At 69.9% G+C, this 15,842-nt stretch carries 12 protein-coding genes and 1 pseudogene; 3 read left to right on the forward strand and 10 right to left on the reverse strand.

Annotated elements, in window-relative coordinates; all coding sequences use genetic code 11:
- The 6 genes from ACTHNQ_RS01075 to ACTHNQ_RS01100 form a co-directional block, all read right to left on the reverse strand.
- The coding region (locus tag ACTHNQ_RS01075) for an ATP-binding cassette domain-containing protein (RefSeq protein WP_440330597.1) at nucleotides 1–406 on the reverse strand (406 nt) is incomplete at its 3' end.
- Nucleotides 403–1,476 (reverse strand): ABC transporter permease, encoded by a 1,074-nt coding sequence (locus ACTHNQ_RS01080; protein ID WP_440330598.1) that lies wholly within the window; start codon nucleotides 1,474–1,476, stop codon nucleotides 403–405. The genes ACTHNQ_RS01075 and ACTHNQ_RS01080, both read right to left, overlap by 4 nt.
- The gene (locus ACTHNQ_RS01085) at nucleotides 1,469–2,473 is read right to left on the reverse strand and encodes an ABC transporter permease (RefSeq protein WP_440330599.1); all 1,005 of its coding nucleotides are present in this window, start codon (nucleotides 2,471–2,473) and stop codon (nucleotides 1,469–1,471) included. Before ACTHNQ_RS01085 ends, ACTHNQ_RS01080 begins: the two co-directional genes overlap by 8 nt.
- Nucleotides 2,474–2,495: 22 nt before the next feature.
- The gene (locus ACTHNQ_RS01090; RefSeq protein ID WP_440330600.1) at nucleotides 2,496–4,163 is read right to left on the reverse strand and encodes an ABC transporter substrate-binding protein; all 1,668 of its coding nucleotides are present in this window, start codon (nucleotides 4,161–4,163) and stop codon (nucleotides 2,496–2,498) included.
- Nucleotides 4,164–4,364: 201 nt separating this feature from the next.
- Nucleotides 4,365–5,528 carry an acyl-CoA dehydrogenase family protein gene (locus ACTHNQ_RS01095; RefSeq protein WP_018173872.1) on the reverse strand — a complete coding sequence of 388 codons (1,164 nt, stop codon included), beginning with the start codon at nucleotides 5,526–5,528 and terminating at the stop codon, nucleotides 4,365–4,367.
- A 129-nt stretch (nucleotides 5,529–5,657) separates the two neighbouring features.
- A complete protein-coding gene (locus ACTHNQ_RS01100; protein WP_440330601.1) occupies nucleotides 5,658–6,935 on the reverse strand; it encodes a M15 family metallopeptidase in 1,278 nt (425 codons plus the stop codon).
- Nucleotides 6,936–7,054: 119 nt separating this feature from the next.
- On the opposite strand from ACTHNQ_RS01100, the gene ACTHNQ_RS01105 reads away from it, so the two are divergent.
- Nucleotides 7,055–9,214: an intein-containing Rv2578c family radical SAM protein gene (locus tag ACTHNQ_RS01105; RefSeq protein ID WP_440330602.1), complete on the forward strand. Its 2,160-nt coding sequence runs from the start codon at nucleotides 7,055–7,057 to the stop codon at nucleotides 9,212–9,214.
- Between the two features lie 369 nt (nucleotides 9,215–9,583).
- On the opposite strand, the gene ACTHNQ_RS01110 is transcribed toward ACTHNQ_RS01105, so the two are convergent.
- Nucleotides 9,584–10,567: an alpha/beta fold hydrolase gene (locus ACTHNQ_RS01110; RefSeq protein WP_440330603.1), complete on the reverse strand. Its 984-nt coding sequence runs from the start codon at nucleotides 10,565–10,567 to the stop codon at nucleotides 9,584–9,586.
- A 69-nt stretch (nucleotides 10,568–10,636) separates the two neighbouring features.
- On the opposite strand from ACTHNQ_RS01110, the gene ACTHNQ_RS01115 reads away from it, so the two are divergent.
- Nucleotides 10,637–11,296, forward strand: coding sequence for a TetR/AcrR family transcriptional regulator (locus ACTHNQ_RS01115; protein WP_440330604.1), 660 nt, complete (start codon nucleotides 10,637–10,639; stop codon nucleotides 11,294–11,296).
- A 47-nt stretch (nucleotides 11,297–11,343) separates the two neighbouring features.
- Here ACTHNQ_RS01115 and ACTHNQ_RS01120 read toward each other — a convergent pair whose 3' ends face one another.
- Entirely contained in the window at nucleotides 11,344–13,020 is a 1,677-nt protein-coding gene (locus ACTHNQ_RS01120; protein ID WP_440330605.1) for a DEAD/DEAH box helicase, read from the reverse strand.
- Nucleotides 13,021–13,417: 397 nt separating this feature from the next.
- On the opposite strand from ACTHNQ_RS01120, the pseudogene ACTHNQ_RS01125 reads away from it, so the two are divergent.
- Nucleotides 13,418–13,960 (forward strand): annotated as a pseudogene (locus ACTHNQ_RS01125) (hypothetical protein); the annotation flags it as partial.
- Between the two features lie 95 nt (nucleotides 13,961–14,055).
- Here the strand turns inward: ACTHNQ_RS01125 and ACTHNQ_RS01130 are convergent.
- A complete protein-coding gene (locus ACTHNQ_RS01130; RefSeq protein WP_440330606.1) occupies nucleotides 14,056–15,606 on the reverse strand; it encodes an amino acid permease in 1,551 nt (516 codons plus the stop codon).
- The coding region (locus ACTHNQ_RS01135; protein WP_440330607.1) for a hypothetical protein at nucleotides 15,603–15,842 on the reverse strand (240 nt) is incomplete at its 5' end. The genes ACTHNQ_RS01130 and ACTHNQ_RS01135, both read right to left, overlap by 4 nt.

Genomic DNA, 15,842 nt, shown 5'->3' on the forward strand with positions numbered 1-15,842 from the left:
GCTGCTTCTGCCGCTTCGACATCTCCGGCCGGTGCGTGGTGAACACGTCGAACAGCTGCGCACGAATGTTGATCACCGGGTTCAACGAGTTCATCGCCCCCTGGAACACCATCGACACCTTGTCCCACCGGAACCGGCGCAGCTCTTCATCCGCCAACCCGACGACGTCGATGTCCACCCCCGACCGGTCGTGGAACACCACCTCCCCCGCCGTCATCAACGCCGGCGGCTTCAACAACCGGTTCATCCCATACGCCAGCGTCGTCTTGCCACACCCCGACTCCCCCGCCAACCCCAGGATCTCCCCCCGATTCAGGGTCAACGACACAGCACGCACCGCCGTCACCGGCGGATCCACCTCATACTCGATCGACACATTCCGCGCCGTCAGCACCGCATCGTTCATGCGACCGCACCTCCTCCGGCGACGCCGCGCCCGGCCCGAGCGGCGCGGCGCTGGTTGCGCGCCACCTTCGGGGCGAGCCGCAGCTTCGGGTTGACCACTTCGTCGATGGCGAAGTTGATGAGCGACAGGCCTGCGCCGAGCAGCGCGATCATGAGCCCCGGCGGAACGAACCACCACCACGCCCCGCTGCCGACGGCCTGGCCGGTCTGCGCGTCGTTGAGCATCGTCCCGAGCGTGATCGATCCCGTCGGCCCGAGGCCCAGGTAAGACAGGCCGGCCTCGCCGAGCACGGCGAAGATGATGCCGAAGATGAGCTGGGCGGCGATGAGGGGCACGAGGTTCGGCAGGATTTCAACGAAGATCACGCGCATCGGCTTCTCGCCGGCGACCCGTGCCGCCGCGACGTACTCCCGCGTGCGCAGCGAGCGCGACGTCGCACGGAGCACGATCGCCGAGCCCGCCCAGCCGGTGACGCCGAGGATGATCGCCACCAGGAACGAGCTCCTCGCGAGCGGCCCGAGCCCCGGTGCGTTCTGCACGTAGGCCGCGATCACCATCACCAGCGGCAGCCCGGGGATCACGAGCATGATGTTCGTGATCAGCATCAGGATCTCGTCGGCCACACCGCCGAAGTAGCCCGCCAGGATCCCGAAGACGATCGCGAGCAGCAGCGCCACGAACCCGGCGACCAGGCCGACGAACAGCGACTCCCGGGTGCCGTGCGCGAGCTGCGAGAACACGTCGTAGCCGAGCTTCGTCGTGCCGAGCAGGTGCTCGGGGCTGGGCGGCTGCAGCGACGGGTTGTCGGAGTCGCGCGGATCCTGTGCGAACGGCGGCACGAGCAGGCCGAAGAGCACGATCAGCCCGGTGATGACGACGCCCGCGATGAGCTTGCCCGACCAGGTCGGCAGAAGGTGGCGGATGCGGCCCAGCCGGCGCGTCGTGATGGCCAGGGTCGTCGCCTCTTCGGCGGCCACCGAGCGCTCTGTGGCGCGCACCGCCGCGGCCGCGGCGGGTGAGGCCATCGGGGTCTCGTCCTCGACGATGGTGTCGGACGTCGGGTCAGCCATTGTGCCTCACTCGCGGATCGATGAGTCCGTAGATCAGGTCCATCACGAAGTTCGCCGCGAGGACGGTCAGCGTGATGACGAGGAAGACGCCCTGCATGAGCGCGTAGTCAAGGCCCTGCACCGACTGGATCATGAGCTTTCCGATGCCGGGGTAGCTGAAGACCTGCTCCATCACGATCGAGCCGGCGACGACGAAGCCGAGGGCGATGCCGAAGCCGGCGAGGCTCGGGATCGCCGCGTTCCGGGCGGCGTACCGGCCCCGCACGTGCCGCGGCGAGAGGCCCTTGGCCTCGGCCGTGACGACGTAGTCCTCGGCCATCGTCGAGACCATCATGTTGCGCATGCCCAGCAGCCAGCCGCCGACGGACGAGATCACGATGGTGGCCGCCGGAAGGATCGCGTGCTGCACGGCGCTCCAGAAGAACGCCCAGCTCCACTCCGGCCCCGACGGGAACGCGAACACGTCGTATCCGCCGACGATCGGCAGCAGTCCGAGCTGCACCGAGAACACCGCGACGAGCACCAGCGCCAGCCAGAAGTAGGGGATCGACTGGAACACCGACGTGATGGGCACCAGGTGGTCGACCCACGTGCCGCGCCGCCAGCCGACCCAGGCCCCGACGACGATGCCGATCACGAACGACAGCACGGTGGCCGTGCCGACGAGGATCACCGTCCACGGCAGCGCCCCGGCAATGAGGTCGCTGACCTCTGCCGGGTAGCGCGTAGACGAGACCCCGAGGTCGCCGTGCAGCAGGCGTCCCCAGTACGCGAGGTACTGATCCCAGAGCGTCATGTTCTTCTCGGCGCCGAGGAGCGCCCGCACGGCCGCCACCGTCTCTTCCGAGAGAGGCCGCCCGCCGCTCGCCCGCCGCAGCTTGCCGAGCATGATCGCCGCGGGGTCGCCCGGAAGCAGGCGCGGGAGGAGGAAGTTGAGTGAGATCGCCGCCCACAGGGTGATCACGTAGAACGTGATGCGGCGTGCGTAGAACTTCATGCCTCTCCCTCCCGCGCCGTCATCACTTCGCGGGCTTCAGGTGGGTCAGGACGACCGCCGACGCCGCCGACAGGTACGGCAGCGGGTTGGCGTAGAGGTCGTCGTCGGTCGGCCAGCCGGTGAACCGGTCGACGTTGAAGAAGGCCTGCGATGCGTTCAGCACCACCGGGATGTACGGCAGGTCCTGCGCGATCTGCGCCTGGATGGTCGCGTACGCCTGCTTCTTGGTCGCCTCGTCCAGGGTTCCGGCGGCGGTCTGCACGGCGGCATCCACATCCGCGTTCTGGTACCGCGCGTAGTTCTGGCCCGAGACCGGGTCCTCGCCCACCTTCGCCGTGGACTTGCTCGCGAAGTACTGGTCGTAGTTCGAGAACGGGTCCGCCACGAGCGACTGCGTCAGACCGTAGAGGGCCATCTGGAAGTCGCCGCTGGAGATGGGCGTCCAGTACTCGGCGTCCGAGACGGTGCGGTAGTTGACCCGCAGGCCCGCGTCGGCCGCCTGCTCGCTGATGAGCTTCGCGGCGTCGTTGTAGTCCGTCCAGCCGTCCGGCGAGAACAGGTCGATCTCGAGCGCCGTGCCGTCCTTGCCGTAGAACCCGTCGCCGCCCTTCGTGTAGCCGGCGTCCTCGAGGATCTGCTGCGCGGCCGCGATGTCGGCGTCCTGCGGACTTGTCGCCAGCTCCGGGTCGCTGAGCCACTGCTCGTCACGGGGCAGCAGCACGAACGCGGGCGAGCTCTCGGCGACCAGTCCCGCGAAGGCCTTCTCGGCGATCGTCGACCGGTCGATCGCGAGGTTCAGCGCCTGGCGCACGGCCGGGTCGGTCTGCGGCCCGCTGCAGCCGAGGTCGACGTTGGAGCAGGTGAGGATCACGGTCGGGTCCTGCTGGTTGTTCATCGTCGCGATCTTGCCGCTGCCGGTGACGCTGTCGGGGTTGGCGATGAACTGCCCGACCCAGTCGAGCTGCCCGGTCGAGAGAAGGTCCTGCGCGGACTGGTTGGAGTCGAGGCCGATGTACTGGACCTCGCTCACCGCCGGCTCGCCGTCGCGGAAGTACTCGTTGGCCTCGACGGTGTAGGCGGCGTCCGAGAACGTCTTGAGCTTGTACGGTCCCGAGCCGACCGGGTCGGGGTTCGTCTCGGACGCGTAGTCGTCGATCTTCGACCAGACGTGCTCGGGGATGATCCAGGTCGAGCCCAGCAGCAGCGAGGCCGAGGTGAACATCGGCTCGCTGTAGGTGATCACGACCGTGGTGTCGCCCGTCACTTCGGCCGAGACCATGCGCTCGTCCTTGTTCGAGCCGTAGCCGAACGTGAAGGCGACGTCCGCGGCGGTCAGGTCCTCGCCGTCGTTCCACTTCAGGTCGGGCTTGATCTCGATCGTGAGGGTCTTGCCGTCTTCGCTGTACTCGTAGCTGTCGCCGATGAGCCCGACGGGCGGATCCGACGACAGCTGGTTGAAGAAGAAGAGGGGCTCGTAGATGGCCCCGAAGGTGGCGTGGACGGCGGTGTCCACGGCGAACGGGTTGAAGTTCTCGCTGATCGGGTTCGCACTGCCCGCCCACACCCGCAGCACGGACGCGTTCGCGTCCGACGACGAACCGGACGGGCCGCAGCCCGTGAGCATGAGCGAGACGGCTGCCGCACCGGCGGCGATAGCCACCGACGCCTTGCGCACTCTACGGCTGGACATTCCGTGATTCCTTTCGGCTCCTGGCAGGACAGCCGGTGACATCGAGACACCATCGGCTCGATCACAATATAGGAAACAACGTTACTGAAAACAACCTTTATTGTTACGAGTTCGTCTCAGAAGCGACGGATGCCGCCACCCCGGCCCTCACGGGGCGCCGGGTGGCGGCATCCATTCGCCCTCGACGGGCTCAGCAGTACGTCAGCGCTTGCCGACGATCTGGCGCGACACGAGGTCGCGCATGATCTCGTTCGTGCCGCCGTAGATGCGGTGCACGCGCGCATCCAGGTAGGCGCGCGCGATCGGGTACTCGGTGATGTAGCCGTAGCCGCCGTGCAGCTGCACGCCGACGTCGAGCAGCTCCGCCTCGCGGTCGGTGGTCCAGAACTTGACCTTCGCGGCCTCTTCGGCCGTGAGCTTCTGGTCCTTGTAGAGCATCATCGCGCGGTCGGTGTACGCCCACATGACGTCGACGGTGGTCGCCATGTCGGCGAGCTTGAACCGCGTGTTCTGGAAGTCGGCGATCCGCTCGCCGAACGCCTCGCGGCTGAGCACGTAGTCGCGCGTCCAGTGGAACGCGGCCTCGCCCGCGGCCGCTGCGGCGACGCCGATCGACAGGCGCTCCAGCGGCAGGTTCATCATGAGCTGGATGAAGCCGAGGCCCTCCTTGCCGCCGATGAGGTTCGCCTCCGGCACGAAGACGTCGGTGAACGAGAGCTCGGCGGTGTCCCAGCCGTGGAAGCCCATCTTCTCGAGCTTCTTGCTGTGGTCGAAGCCCTCCATGCCGTCCTCGAGGATCAGCAGGCTGAAGGCGTCGGGGCGGTTGCCCTCGCCGGTCTTGACGAACGTCACGACCATGTCGGCGGTCTTGCCCGACGAGATGAACGTCTTGGCGCCGTTGACGATGTAGCCGCCGTCGACCTTCTTCGCGGTCGTCTTGATGCCGCGCAGGTCGGAGCCGGCACCCGGCTCGGTCATCGCCAGGGCGCCGAGGATCTCGCCGGTCGCCATGCCGGGGAGCCACTTCTCCTTCTGCTCCTGCGTGCCCATGTGCACGACGTACGGCACCGCGAGGTCGTCCTGGATGCCGAGGGCGCCGGCCAGCGACCCCAGGCCCGCGCCGATGGTCTCCTCGAGCACGATCGAGCGGAAGCGGTAGTCCTGCAGCATCCCGGCGCCGCCGAACTCCTCCGGGACGCTCAGGCCGATGATGCCGGCCTCGCCCGCCGCGAGCATGGTCGCGCGGTCGATCTCGCCGGCGGCGTCCCACTGCTTGCGCTTCTCTTCGGACGCGTAGCGCTTGATGAACTCCTTGACGACGTCGCGGAACGCCTCGTGGTCCTCGTCGTAGATGTCGCGCTCCATATGCGCCTTCCTCTCTCGTCGGTGCCGTCTTCGCTGATCTGGCCATCTTCACTGAGGCGGTAGAGATTGAATCCCAAGAGGAATGGTACTCAGTTTCACGGAGCGGATGCTGTCCACTCGGTGAACGGGTCAGTTGAGGTAGTCCGGGGCGGCCTCGAGCCCGAAGAACTCCTCGAGCGAGGTCCAGCCGCCGTCGTGGTACGCCTTGGCGAGTTCGGGGCCGACGTACCGCAGGTGCCACGGCTCGGGCGTGTAGCCCGTCACCGGCGTCGCACCCTCGACGTAGCGCACGATCCAGCCGTGCTCCCACGCGTGGTCGACGACCCACTGCCCCTGAGGGGATGCCGCCAGCTCGTCGAGCCCCGTGCACCCGCCCGCGCACGCCACGACGTCGGCGCTGAGGCCCAGCTGGTGCTCGCTGTAGCCGGGCCGCGCACTCACCAGGTCGGCCCGCTCGCCGCGCTCCGCGAAATGGCGCCCGTACGTGACCTGCTGCGTCTGGTACGAACGGAACCCGCTCTCCAGGGCGAGCTCGCCCGCTCCCGCGTCGCGCGCGGCGGCCACCATCGCCGACAGGGCGGCGGCGGCATCCGCCCGCAGCGCCCCGCCCTCGACGTTGCGGACGCCGTCGGGCAGCACGAGGCTGCTCGGCCGGTAGTCGATGGGGTTCGCCGGGCGGTGCTTGTCGAGGACGGTCCAGATGCGTGACGAGTCGCCGAGGTTCACGCACGGCGCGCGGCCTTCGACCACGGCCGCGCGGAAGGCCTCGCCGCCGCCGGCCGCGACGACCGCTCCCTCGTCGTCACCGGCCTGCAGCGCGTTCGTGAAGCTCGAGAGGGTGCACAGGTCGGCCGCGGGCGGCGACTCCTCGACATCGGGGACGGGCAGCTGCGCGATCGTGGGCGGTGCGACGGCGAGTGCCGCCGCGGCGTCGGACGACTCGGCGGGCGGCGCCATCATCGCGGTCACGGCGGCCGAAGAGCCGAGCAGCAGTGCGGCGCCCGCGGCGAGCCCGGCGACCAGGGCGATGCGGCGCGTGAGCCGGCGCGGCCGCACATGGCGGGCCGGGGTCGCATCCTCGGTCACGAGGGTGTCGAGCGGCTCGGGCTGCGACGGGGCGCTGCGCCCCGCAGGCGGCGGATCGGATGCCGTCGGCCCGGTGCCGATCGTCAGCACCGGCGCCGTGTCGACCGTGAACAGCGGCACCGTATCGGTGGACGGGATCGGAGCGGCCTCCGCCTCGGCCGCGGCGCGCTGGACATCGAACGAGGCGCGACGGATGGCGTCTTCGCCGACCGCGTGTCCCGCCGCGCGGGCACGACGTTCAGCCTCTTCGCGCATCGCTCGGGCGGCGCGACGAGTCTCGGGGGCGGCTCGGGGGGTGGCGAGCCCGCCAGGCTCCGTCACGTCTGCCATTCTGACCGCGACCGCCGGATTTCGCCAGGAGGACGGCATCCGAACCGTCATGTTCGATTCTGATCTCACGGTGTCTTGACTTAAGTTCGAAGCTTTGTTCTCATGGACACATGCGGTGGCAGGGTCAGGAACTCGGAGTGGCGGATGCCGCGGCCCTGCCGGGCATGGAACAGCTCAACGGTCTCGTCCGCTCGGTGACGACCCCCGACTTCGCCGGCGTGACCTTCCACGAGGTGCTGTGCAAGTCAGCCCTCAACCACGTGCCGAGCGCCTCCGCGATGCCCTTCGACTGGACCGTGAACCCGTATCGCGGCTGCTCTCATGCCTGCGTGTACTGCCTGTCGCCCGACACGCAGGTGCTGATGGCCGACGGCCGCAGCAAGCGGATCGCGGACGTGCAGGTCGGCGATGAGGTCGTCGGCACGCGGCGCGACGGGGCGTACCGGCGCTATGTGCCCGCCACCGTGTCGGCGCAATGGAGCACACGCAAGCGCGCATATCGCGTGACCCTCGCCGACGGCACGGAACTCATCGCCAGCGGCGACCACCGGTTCCTGACGGAACGCGGCTGGAAGTACGTTCAGCCCGCCACCGGGTCGCAGCGTCCGCACCTGACGCCGAACAACAAGTTGATGGGCTTCGGCATGGGCGGAGCGAGCACGCGCGGCGAGCAGACAGACGATCATCGGCAGGGGTACCTGAGCGGCATGATCCGCGGCGACGCGATGATGCTCAAGCGCGAGTACCCCCGAACAAGCGGGCGCGGCACCTACGTCGCCCATCGGTTTCGTCTCGCACTCGCCGACGTGGAGGCTCTCGATCGCTCCCAGGAGTTCCTTCGTCGCAGTGATGTGTCGACGACCCGCCGCCCCTTCGCTACGGCGACCGCCCAGCGTCGGCGGATGGATGCCATCTTCACCTCCAGGGCAGCCGACTTCGGCACCATCGCGGCCTTGATCGACTGGCCCGACGAGCCGTCCCTCGAATGGTCACGGGGGTTCCTCGCCGGAATCTTCGATGCTGAGGGGAGCTGCAGCCGTGGCATCCTTCGAATCACCAACGGCGACGAGCAGATCCTGTCGCGGATCGGCGGGGCACTCCGGGCGCACGGCTTCCGATTCGTGCAGGAGGCGCCGCGGCCGAACGGCGTGAGCAGCGTTCGACTGCTCGGCGGTTTGCCCGCTCGACAGCGCTTCTTCGAGCTCACCCGCCCTGCGATCACACGGAAGCTCAACATCCTCGGCGCCGCTGTGAAGTCCGATGCTCCGCTCCGAGTGGTGTCTGTCGAGGATCTCGGCGAGACGATCGACATGGTCGACATCACCACCTCGACAGGCGACTTCATCGCCAACGGGGTCGTCAGCCACAACTGCTTCGCGCGGGGGACGCACGAGTACCTCGAACTGGATGCGGGCCGGGACTTCGACACCCAGGTCGTCGTGAAGATCAACGTGGCCGAGGTGCTGGGCAAGGAGCTCCGACGCGGCAGCTGGCAGCACGAGCCGGTCATGCTCGGCACGAACACCGACCCGTATCAGCGGGCCGAGGGGCGCTACAAGCTCATGCCGGGGATCGTGTCGGCGCTCACCGAGTCGGGCACGCCGTTCTCGATCCTCACCAAGGGCACGCTGTTGCGCCGCGACCTTCCCCTGCTGCGCGAGGCGGCCGGCCAGGTGCACGTGTCGCTCGCGATGTCGATCGCCGTGTTCGACGACGAGCTGCAGCACCTCATCGAACCCGGGACCCCCAACGCGACGGCCCGGCTCGAGACGGTGCGGGCGGCGACCGAGGCGGGCTTCCGGGTGACGGTGTTCCTGATGCCGATCATCCCGCACCTCACCGACTCGATCGCGGCGATCGATCACGCCCTCACGCGCATCAAGGCGGCCGGCGCGGTCCGCGTCGTCTACGGCGCGCTGCACCTGCGCCCGGGCGCGAAGCAGTGGTTCCTGCAGTGGCTGGCCGAGCGGCATCCCGAGCTCGTCTCGTCGTACCGGGGCCTGTACCCGGGCGCGACGGCGACCGCCCCCAAGGCGTACCGGTCGTGGCTGGCGAAGCGCGTGCGCCCCCTGCTGCGAGTGCACGGACTGGACGGACACGCCGAGGACGACAACGTGCGCGGCGGTCCCGTCGCCGGTCTCGCATCCCGCGCTGACGCCCGGGCGGCGCCGCCGATCATCACGACCTCGCGCGGACGCGCTGCGGCTCTACGCGCGGCGGGCCCGACCGCCCGGAGCGAGGCGGACGAGGCATCCACCCGGCTGTTCTGACGCGCGTCGGCCGGCGGCTGCGGCGAGCGGGCCGAGTCACCAGGAGAATCCTGCACAGGATGGCCGCACGGAAAGCCTCGAGCAGCACCTCACACGGCGACCAGCTCACCCGCTGCGCGCCGTGTGAGGTGCCGCCTCACGCGCCCGAAGTGGCAGAAACGGCGCACTCCACTGCGATGAGACGACCACTCGCGCCACCTCGACGATCGCGCATCGGCTCGAAGTGGCACGAACGGCAGCTTGATCAGGCCCTAGGCAGCCAAGGCCGCCACTTCGAGCGAGCGCCCGGGCGGAGCCGGCGGCCTGGGGCGCAGTGCGGCTGCGGAGATCTGCGGGATGCCGCGTGAACGGGGACGCGACCGGCGAGGGTCAGCCCGCCGCGATGCGACTCCCGCTCACCTCTGAATCGTGCTGCGCCTCCAGCGCGGGAGCGTCGATGGGCGCTGCGTGGGCCACAGGGTCCGCGACGGCAACGGGCCCCGCGGCGGGGACCTCGTCGGCCGAGACGAACTCCACGACGGCGTCGAGCAGGACGCCCGCCGCGAGGATGCGGTTGTGGCCGAGGCCCGTGGTCGGCAGGACGAACGCACCGCGATTGGCGGCCGCGATGCGCGCCGACTCGCTGAACGGCACGACACGGTCGCCACGGTCGTGCGCGACGAGCAGCGGGATGCCGTCGGGCAGCGCGCGGCGCACCGACGAGAGGCGGGCGAACACCTCCGGGTCTTCCGGGAAGTAGCGGACGGCGAAACGATCGCGCAGGCCTGCGCTCACAGCGTCGGAGTGGCCGAGCATGCGCTGGAAGCCGCGGAACAGCTCGTCGACGTCAGCCGGGGCCGCGACCGTGGCGACGCGTGCGGCATCCACTCCTCCTGCCGCCGCAACGAGGGTCGCGAGACCGCCGAAGGAGTGCCCGACCATCGCGTCGAAGACGCCGTACCGCTGCTGCAGCTCGGCGTAGGTGTCGAGCCAGTCGACGAGATAGGTGCGGCGACCCGCCGAGTCGCCGTGGGCGGGACCGTCGAACGCGACGACGCGGTACCGTTCGGCGACGAGCTCTCGCACCAGCGCCGAGAACTGGCTCGCGCGTCCGTGCCATCCGTGCGAGAGCACCACCGTGCGGGGGCCGACGCCCCATTCGTAGACGACGACGTCGACGCCCCGCCGGTCGACGCCGGGGATGCGGACCGTGCGGCGACGCGCGCGAGACATCGTGGGGGCGTCGTCCGCGTGGACTGCGCGGGGCCGAGCGACGTACGCGAAAAACGGCATCGCGACGGCGGCGCCCGCTCGCGGCGAGATCGCCCCGGCGGTGCGGACGGCGGCGCCCGCCAGGCGGAGTGCGGGATTCATGATGCTCCGATCCGAGAATACGAACGATCGTACTTATGAATACGAACGATCGTACGGTAACCTCGAACCGTGACACAACCCCCGCTCGACCGCCGCCGCGTCCGCGGTGACGAGTCGCGGCGCGCAGTGCTCGACCACGCCGTGCAGACTGCGACGGTCGACGGCCTCGAGGGCCTCACGATCGGACGCCTCGCGGATGCCTCGGGCCACAGCAAGAGCGGCATCGCCACGCTCTTCGGCTCGAAGGAGCAGCTGCAGCTGGCGGCCGTCGCGGCGGCGCGCGAGGTGTTCATCGACACCGTGACCACTCCGGCGCGCGCACGCACGCCGCGGGGCCTCGTCCGCGTGTGCGCCCTGCTCACCGACTGGCTGACATACTCCCGCGAGCGGGTGTTCCGGGGCGGGTGCTTCTTCGCCGCGGCCTCGGTCGAGTACGCCGCCAAGCCCGGGGCCGTGCGCGACGCGATCGTCGCCGCCGACCAGGAGTGGGAGGACTACCTCACCATCAGCCTCGAGCGCGCGGCGGCCGCGGGCGAGCTGCCCCTGCTCGACGACGCCCGGCAGCTGACGTTCGAGATCGTCTCGCTGCTCGAATCCGCCAACACGCGCTCCCTGCTGCACGAGAGCGCCGAACCCTACGAGCGCGCGGAGTCGGCTCTGCGGTCACGGCTCATCGCGCTGGGCGGCGACCCCGCCCTCGTCGCGAGGATCGGCTCGGCGGCCGGCTGAGCTCCGCAATGGGCGCGACGAGCGGATGCCGGGCGCGTACCCGAGGGCTAGCGCCCGGGCAGCTCGTCGCCCGGCCGCGCCTCGATGAACGGGGCCTCGATGTCGGCGCGGTCGAGCAGCTCCTCCAGCCGGGCGCGCCGCGACCGCGTCACGAGGGTGACGACAGTCCCCGAGGCCCCGGCGCGGCCGGTGCGTCCGGATCGGTGCAGGTACGTCTTGTACTCGTCGGGCGGGTCGGCCTGTACGACGAGGTCGATGTCGTCGACGTGGATGCCGCGAGCCGCGACGTCGGTCGCCACCAGGACGTCGATGCGCCCCGACGTGAGCTTCTCGAGGTTGCGGGTGCGTCGCGCCTGGTCGAGATCGCCGTGCAGGGCGAGCGCCCGGATTCCGGCCGCGCCGAACTGCTCGGCCAGCATCTCGGCGTACGCGCGGGTGCGGGTGAACACGAGGGTCTTGCCGTCGCGGTCGACCAGCGAGCGCAGCAGCTCCGCCTTGTCACGGTGATCCACCACGAGCACGCGGTGATCGATCGTCCCCGACCGCTGGGTCTCGCCCGCCACCTCGTAGACGGCGGGCTCCGTCAGGAACTCCTTGACGAGTGCCGACACCTCTCCGTCGAGGGTGGCGGAGAACAGGAGCCGCTGCGCGTCGCGGGGGGTGCGGCGCATGAGGCGCTGCACCGGCTGCAGGAAGCCGAGCTCGCACATGTGGTCCGCCTCGTCGAGCACGGCGATGCGCACCTCCGACAGGTCGAGGGCGCGGGCCTCGACGAGGTCCTCGATGCGGCCAGGCGTGCCGATGACGATGTCGATGCCCTTCTTGAGAGCGCCGAGCTGTCGCGCCTTGGGCACACCGCCGTAGATCTGAGTCGTGAACAGGCCGACGCTGCGGGCGATGGGCTGGATCGTGGCGTCGATCTGCAGCGCCAGCTCGCGCGTCGGCGCGAGGATGAGCGCACGCGGCGGCCGCCCGAACTCGCGCTTCTGACCGGCCTGCGAGCGCAGCACGCTCTCGACGAGGGGCGCCCCGAACGCGATGGTCTTGCCCGATCCGGTGCGCCCGCGTGCGAGCACGTCGCGTCCGTCGAGGATCGCGGGGATCGTCGCCGCCTGGATGGCGAACGGATGCCGCGCCCCGAGCTCGTCGAGCGTCTTGACGATGTTCTGCCCGAGGCCGAGATCGCCGAAGGTCGCCCCGTCCACCTCCGTGGGCACGACGGCGTCGGCGCGCAGGCGCTCGTGGACCACATCGGCGCGGACCCCGTCGTCCCGGCGCGGGGCCACATCCCGGCGGGCGCGATCGTCCCGGCGCGGCCGGTCGTCGCGACGGAGACCGTCGTCCCTGCGCGGCCGGTCGTCCCGACGCGGCCGGTCATCCCGGCGCGATGCGTCGTCCCGGCGCGGCCGGTCGCCGTCCCGTCCCGCCCGGTCGTCGCGGGCGTGCGTCCGGATGGCACGGGCCTCGTCGCGGCCGGCGCGCTCCTGCTCGGTCCAGCGGCGCTTCGGCGCCCCGTCCGCCGCCTCTGTCCGGTATCCGCGATGGCCTGGACTGCGGCTGCCGGCCTTGCCGGCCGACGACTCCCCCGGACGCCGCTTCTGCTCGTCGTCACGGCCGACCTCGCCCTTGCCGCGGGCGCCTCCGGCCGCACGAGCACGCGGGTTGTAGCGAGGGTCGTAGTTCTTCGGAGCGCGGCCGCCGCCGGGCTTCTTGTTCTTGGGCATCCGGTTCCTCCTGGGTGCGATCCGCGGGCATCCGCGCTGCGGGCACGTCGCTTGCGTGAACCGGCCTCTCCAGGTTACCCGCGCCGCAGGTAGCCCCCCGAGGGGTCACTTCGCGTCCTCGACCAGCTTTCACGAGGCTGGTCGGGATACTGTTGCCTCAGCGGCTTGCCGCCGACCGGGGGGTCACCGCTGAACTGGGGTTTAGTGCAGTTCGGCGTCCCCGTCGCACTGGGGAATCTGTCGTCAAGCCGACGGGGTACCCGGGTCGGTTCATCTGGGGTGTTCCGACACCGGACACTGCGTCGCAATCGAACCGATCGTGAGTCGAATGCCTGCCACGACCCTTTCAGACGTCACTAGCGGCCCCGCCGCACCGCTCGTCTTCGCCGCACCCATGATGCCGGCTTCCGTACCGGACACCGAGACGCCTGCGGCGTCCGCCGTCGCGCCACCGCCTGCCGGCATCGCGCACGGCGTCGGGCGATTGGCGGTGCTGTCGCTGCCCGCGGGCGTGCTGCTGGCCGTCATCACCACGCACGACCCGACGTGGTGGCAGCACCATTTCTCGCAGCTGGGGACGCACTCCGACTTCTCGGGGCGCACCTTCAACGCGACGGCGATCTTCGCCGGGTTCTTCCTCGCCGCCTACGGCGTGCTGATCGCGGTGGCGCTGCCGGGCGGCATCCGGGTCCGCTCCGCGCGCGCGTTCCGAGGATCGGTCGTGTCTGCCGGCCTGCACCTGACGGCAGTGGGGCTCGTGCCGATCCCTGTGAGTCCGACCATGCACGACGTCATCGCGACGGGCCTCGGGCTGTCGTTCCTGTCGACGGTGTCGACCGGTCTCGCGATCCCGGGCCGCAGCAGGCGGTTCCGGCGTGCGACGACGGCGTGCGTCGCACTGCTCGCCACGGGCATGGTCGTCCTCACGGCCGGCTTCATCACGCTGGCGCTGTTCGAGTTCGTCGCCTTCGTCACGATGGGCGTGTGGCTGCTGTGCCTGCCGCGGGTGCTCGCCGCGGCGCCCGAGCCGCGCGGTCAGCTCCTGGGCGGGTCTTTGAAGATGCGCGGCGGGTTGTCGATCGCGGGACGCTCGGCGATGACCGGATGCGTGCCGGTGTGGCCTTCACGTTCCCTGGCCGCCTCGGCGATACGGCCGCGGAACGCGAACCACCCGCCGATGAGCACCGGGATCAGCAGCAGGCTCGCCGCGAGCACCCACCGGCCGGTGGGCGAGAACGCCATCGTCACGAGCACGAACGCCAGGAAGGCGAGTGTCAGCCATGCCGTGAACGGCGCTCCGAACAACCGGAACGACGGACGCTGCAGACGCCCCTCCTGCGCCCACCGGTGCAGCTTCATCTGCGCGAGGATGATGGTCGCCCACCCGCCGATGATGCCGATCGCCGACACCTCCAGCACGATCTCGAAGGCCTCCGACGGCACGAGGGCGTTGAGCCCGACCCCGGCGAGCGTGATGACGGCGGTGAGGAGGATGCCGCCGTACGGCACGCCGTTACGGCTCATGCGCTCGGTGAACCGGGGCGCCGATCCCGCCACGGCCATCGACCGCAGGATGCGGCCCGTCGAGTACAGGCCGGCGTTGAGGCTCGACAGCGCCGCAGTCAGGACGACGAAGTTCATGATGGATGCCGACACGGCGGCCGCGTCCGGATTCCCCAGGTGCGAGAAGAACGTGACGAAGGGCGACTCGCCGGCCTCGTACGCGGTGAACGGCAGCAGGAGCGACAGCAGCAGGACCGACCCGACGTAGAACACGCCGATCCGGATGACGACGGTGTTGACCGCGCGCGGCATCACCTTGCGCGGCTCGGCCGTCTCGCCCGCTGCCGTGCCGACGAGCTCGATGGCCGCGTACGCGAAGACGACGCCCGAGATCGCGAGGATCGGCGCGACGGCCCCCATCGGGAACCAGCCGCCGTTCTCGGCGATGACCACATAGCCGGTCGCTCCGAGGTCGGTCTGGCCGTTGAAGACGATGAAGACGATGCCGATCACGAGGAAGACGATGAGCGCCGTCACCTTGATGAGCGCGAACCAGAACTCCAGCTCGCCGAAGACCTTGACCGACACCAGGTTGAGCGACAGCACGATCACGAGCGCGATGAGCGCGATGACCCACTGCGGGATCGCCTGCAGCGGCTCCCAGTACTGTGCCCAGAACTTCACGTACAGGGCGGCGGCGGTGACGTCGACGATCGAGGTGAACGCCCAGTTGAGGAAGTACAGCCAACCGGCGGTGTACGCCATCTTCTCGCCGTAGAACTCGCGCGCGTACGACACGAACGACCCCGACGACGGCCGGTGCAGCACCAGCTCGCCGAGGGCGCGCAGGATCAGGAACGCGAAGAACCCGCAGACCGCGTAGACGAGCACGAGGGAAGGCCCCGAGCTCTCGAGCCGTCCGCCGGCGCCCATGAACAGGCCGGTGCCGATCGCGCCGCCGATCGCGAGCAGCTGGATGTGGCGGTTGCTCAGCGCTCGCCGCAGGTGCTGCTCCTCGCCGGCGGGGGCAGCGCTCGTCGCGGCTGCGGTGTTCTCGGGCTTCCCCGTGTCCTGCGTCGTCACTGATCGAACCTCCGGTCGTCGGGCCGCGCCTCACGGGCGGCACCCTGTCGACGGTACTTGGCGATTGGATCTTCCGCTGACCCGAAACGATTCGATAACCTGGATGCTCCCCCGATCCGCCCCCCCAGTTCTGCGAGCCGCTCCCTCATGGCCACCTCCCTCACCACGGGCCGCCCGTGGCGTGTCATCCTTGCCTTCTCCATCCCGCTCCTGCTCGGCAACGTCGTCCAGCAGCT

The sequence above is a fragment of the Microbacterium sp. genome (assembly GCF_051953575.1).
Classification (GTDB): Bacteria; Actinomycetota; Actinomycetes; order Actinomycetales; family Microbacteriaceae; genus Microbacterium.

Excerpts from the sequence above, each read along its gene's own strand:
- ACTHNQ_RS01110 (WP_440330603.1), bottom strand. The coding sequence starts at position 10,567 with ATGAATCCCGCACTCCGCCTGGCGGGCGCCGCCGTCCGCACCGCCGGG.
- ACTHNQ_RS01105 (WP_440330602.1), top strand. The coding sequence starts at position 7,055 with ATGCGGTGGCAGGGTCAGGAACTCGGAGTGGCGGATGCCGCGGCCCTG.
- ACTHNQ_RS01085 (WP_440330599.1), bottom strand. The coding sequence starts at position 2,473 with ATGAAGTTCTACGCACGCCGCATCACGTTCTACGTGATCACCCTGTGG.
- ACTHNQ_RS01120 (WP_440330605.1), bottom strand. The coding sequence starts at position 13,020 with ATGCCCAAGAACAAGAAGCCCGGCGGCGGCCGCGCTCCGAAGAACTAC.
- ACTHNQ_RS01080 (WP_440330598.1), bottom strand. The coding sequence starts at position 1,476 with ATGGCTGACCCGACGTCCGACACCATCGTCGAGGACGAGACCCCGATG.
- ACTHNQ_RS01095 (WP_018173872.1), bottom strand. The coding sequence starts at position 5,528 with ATGGAGCGCGACATCTACGACGAGGACCACGAGGCGTTCCGCGACGTC.
- ACTHNQ_RS01090 (WP_440330600.1), bottom strand. The coding sequence starts at position 4,163 with ATGTCCAGCCGTAGAGTGCGCAAGGCGTCGGTGGCTATCGCCGCCGGT.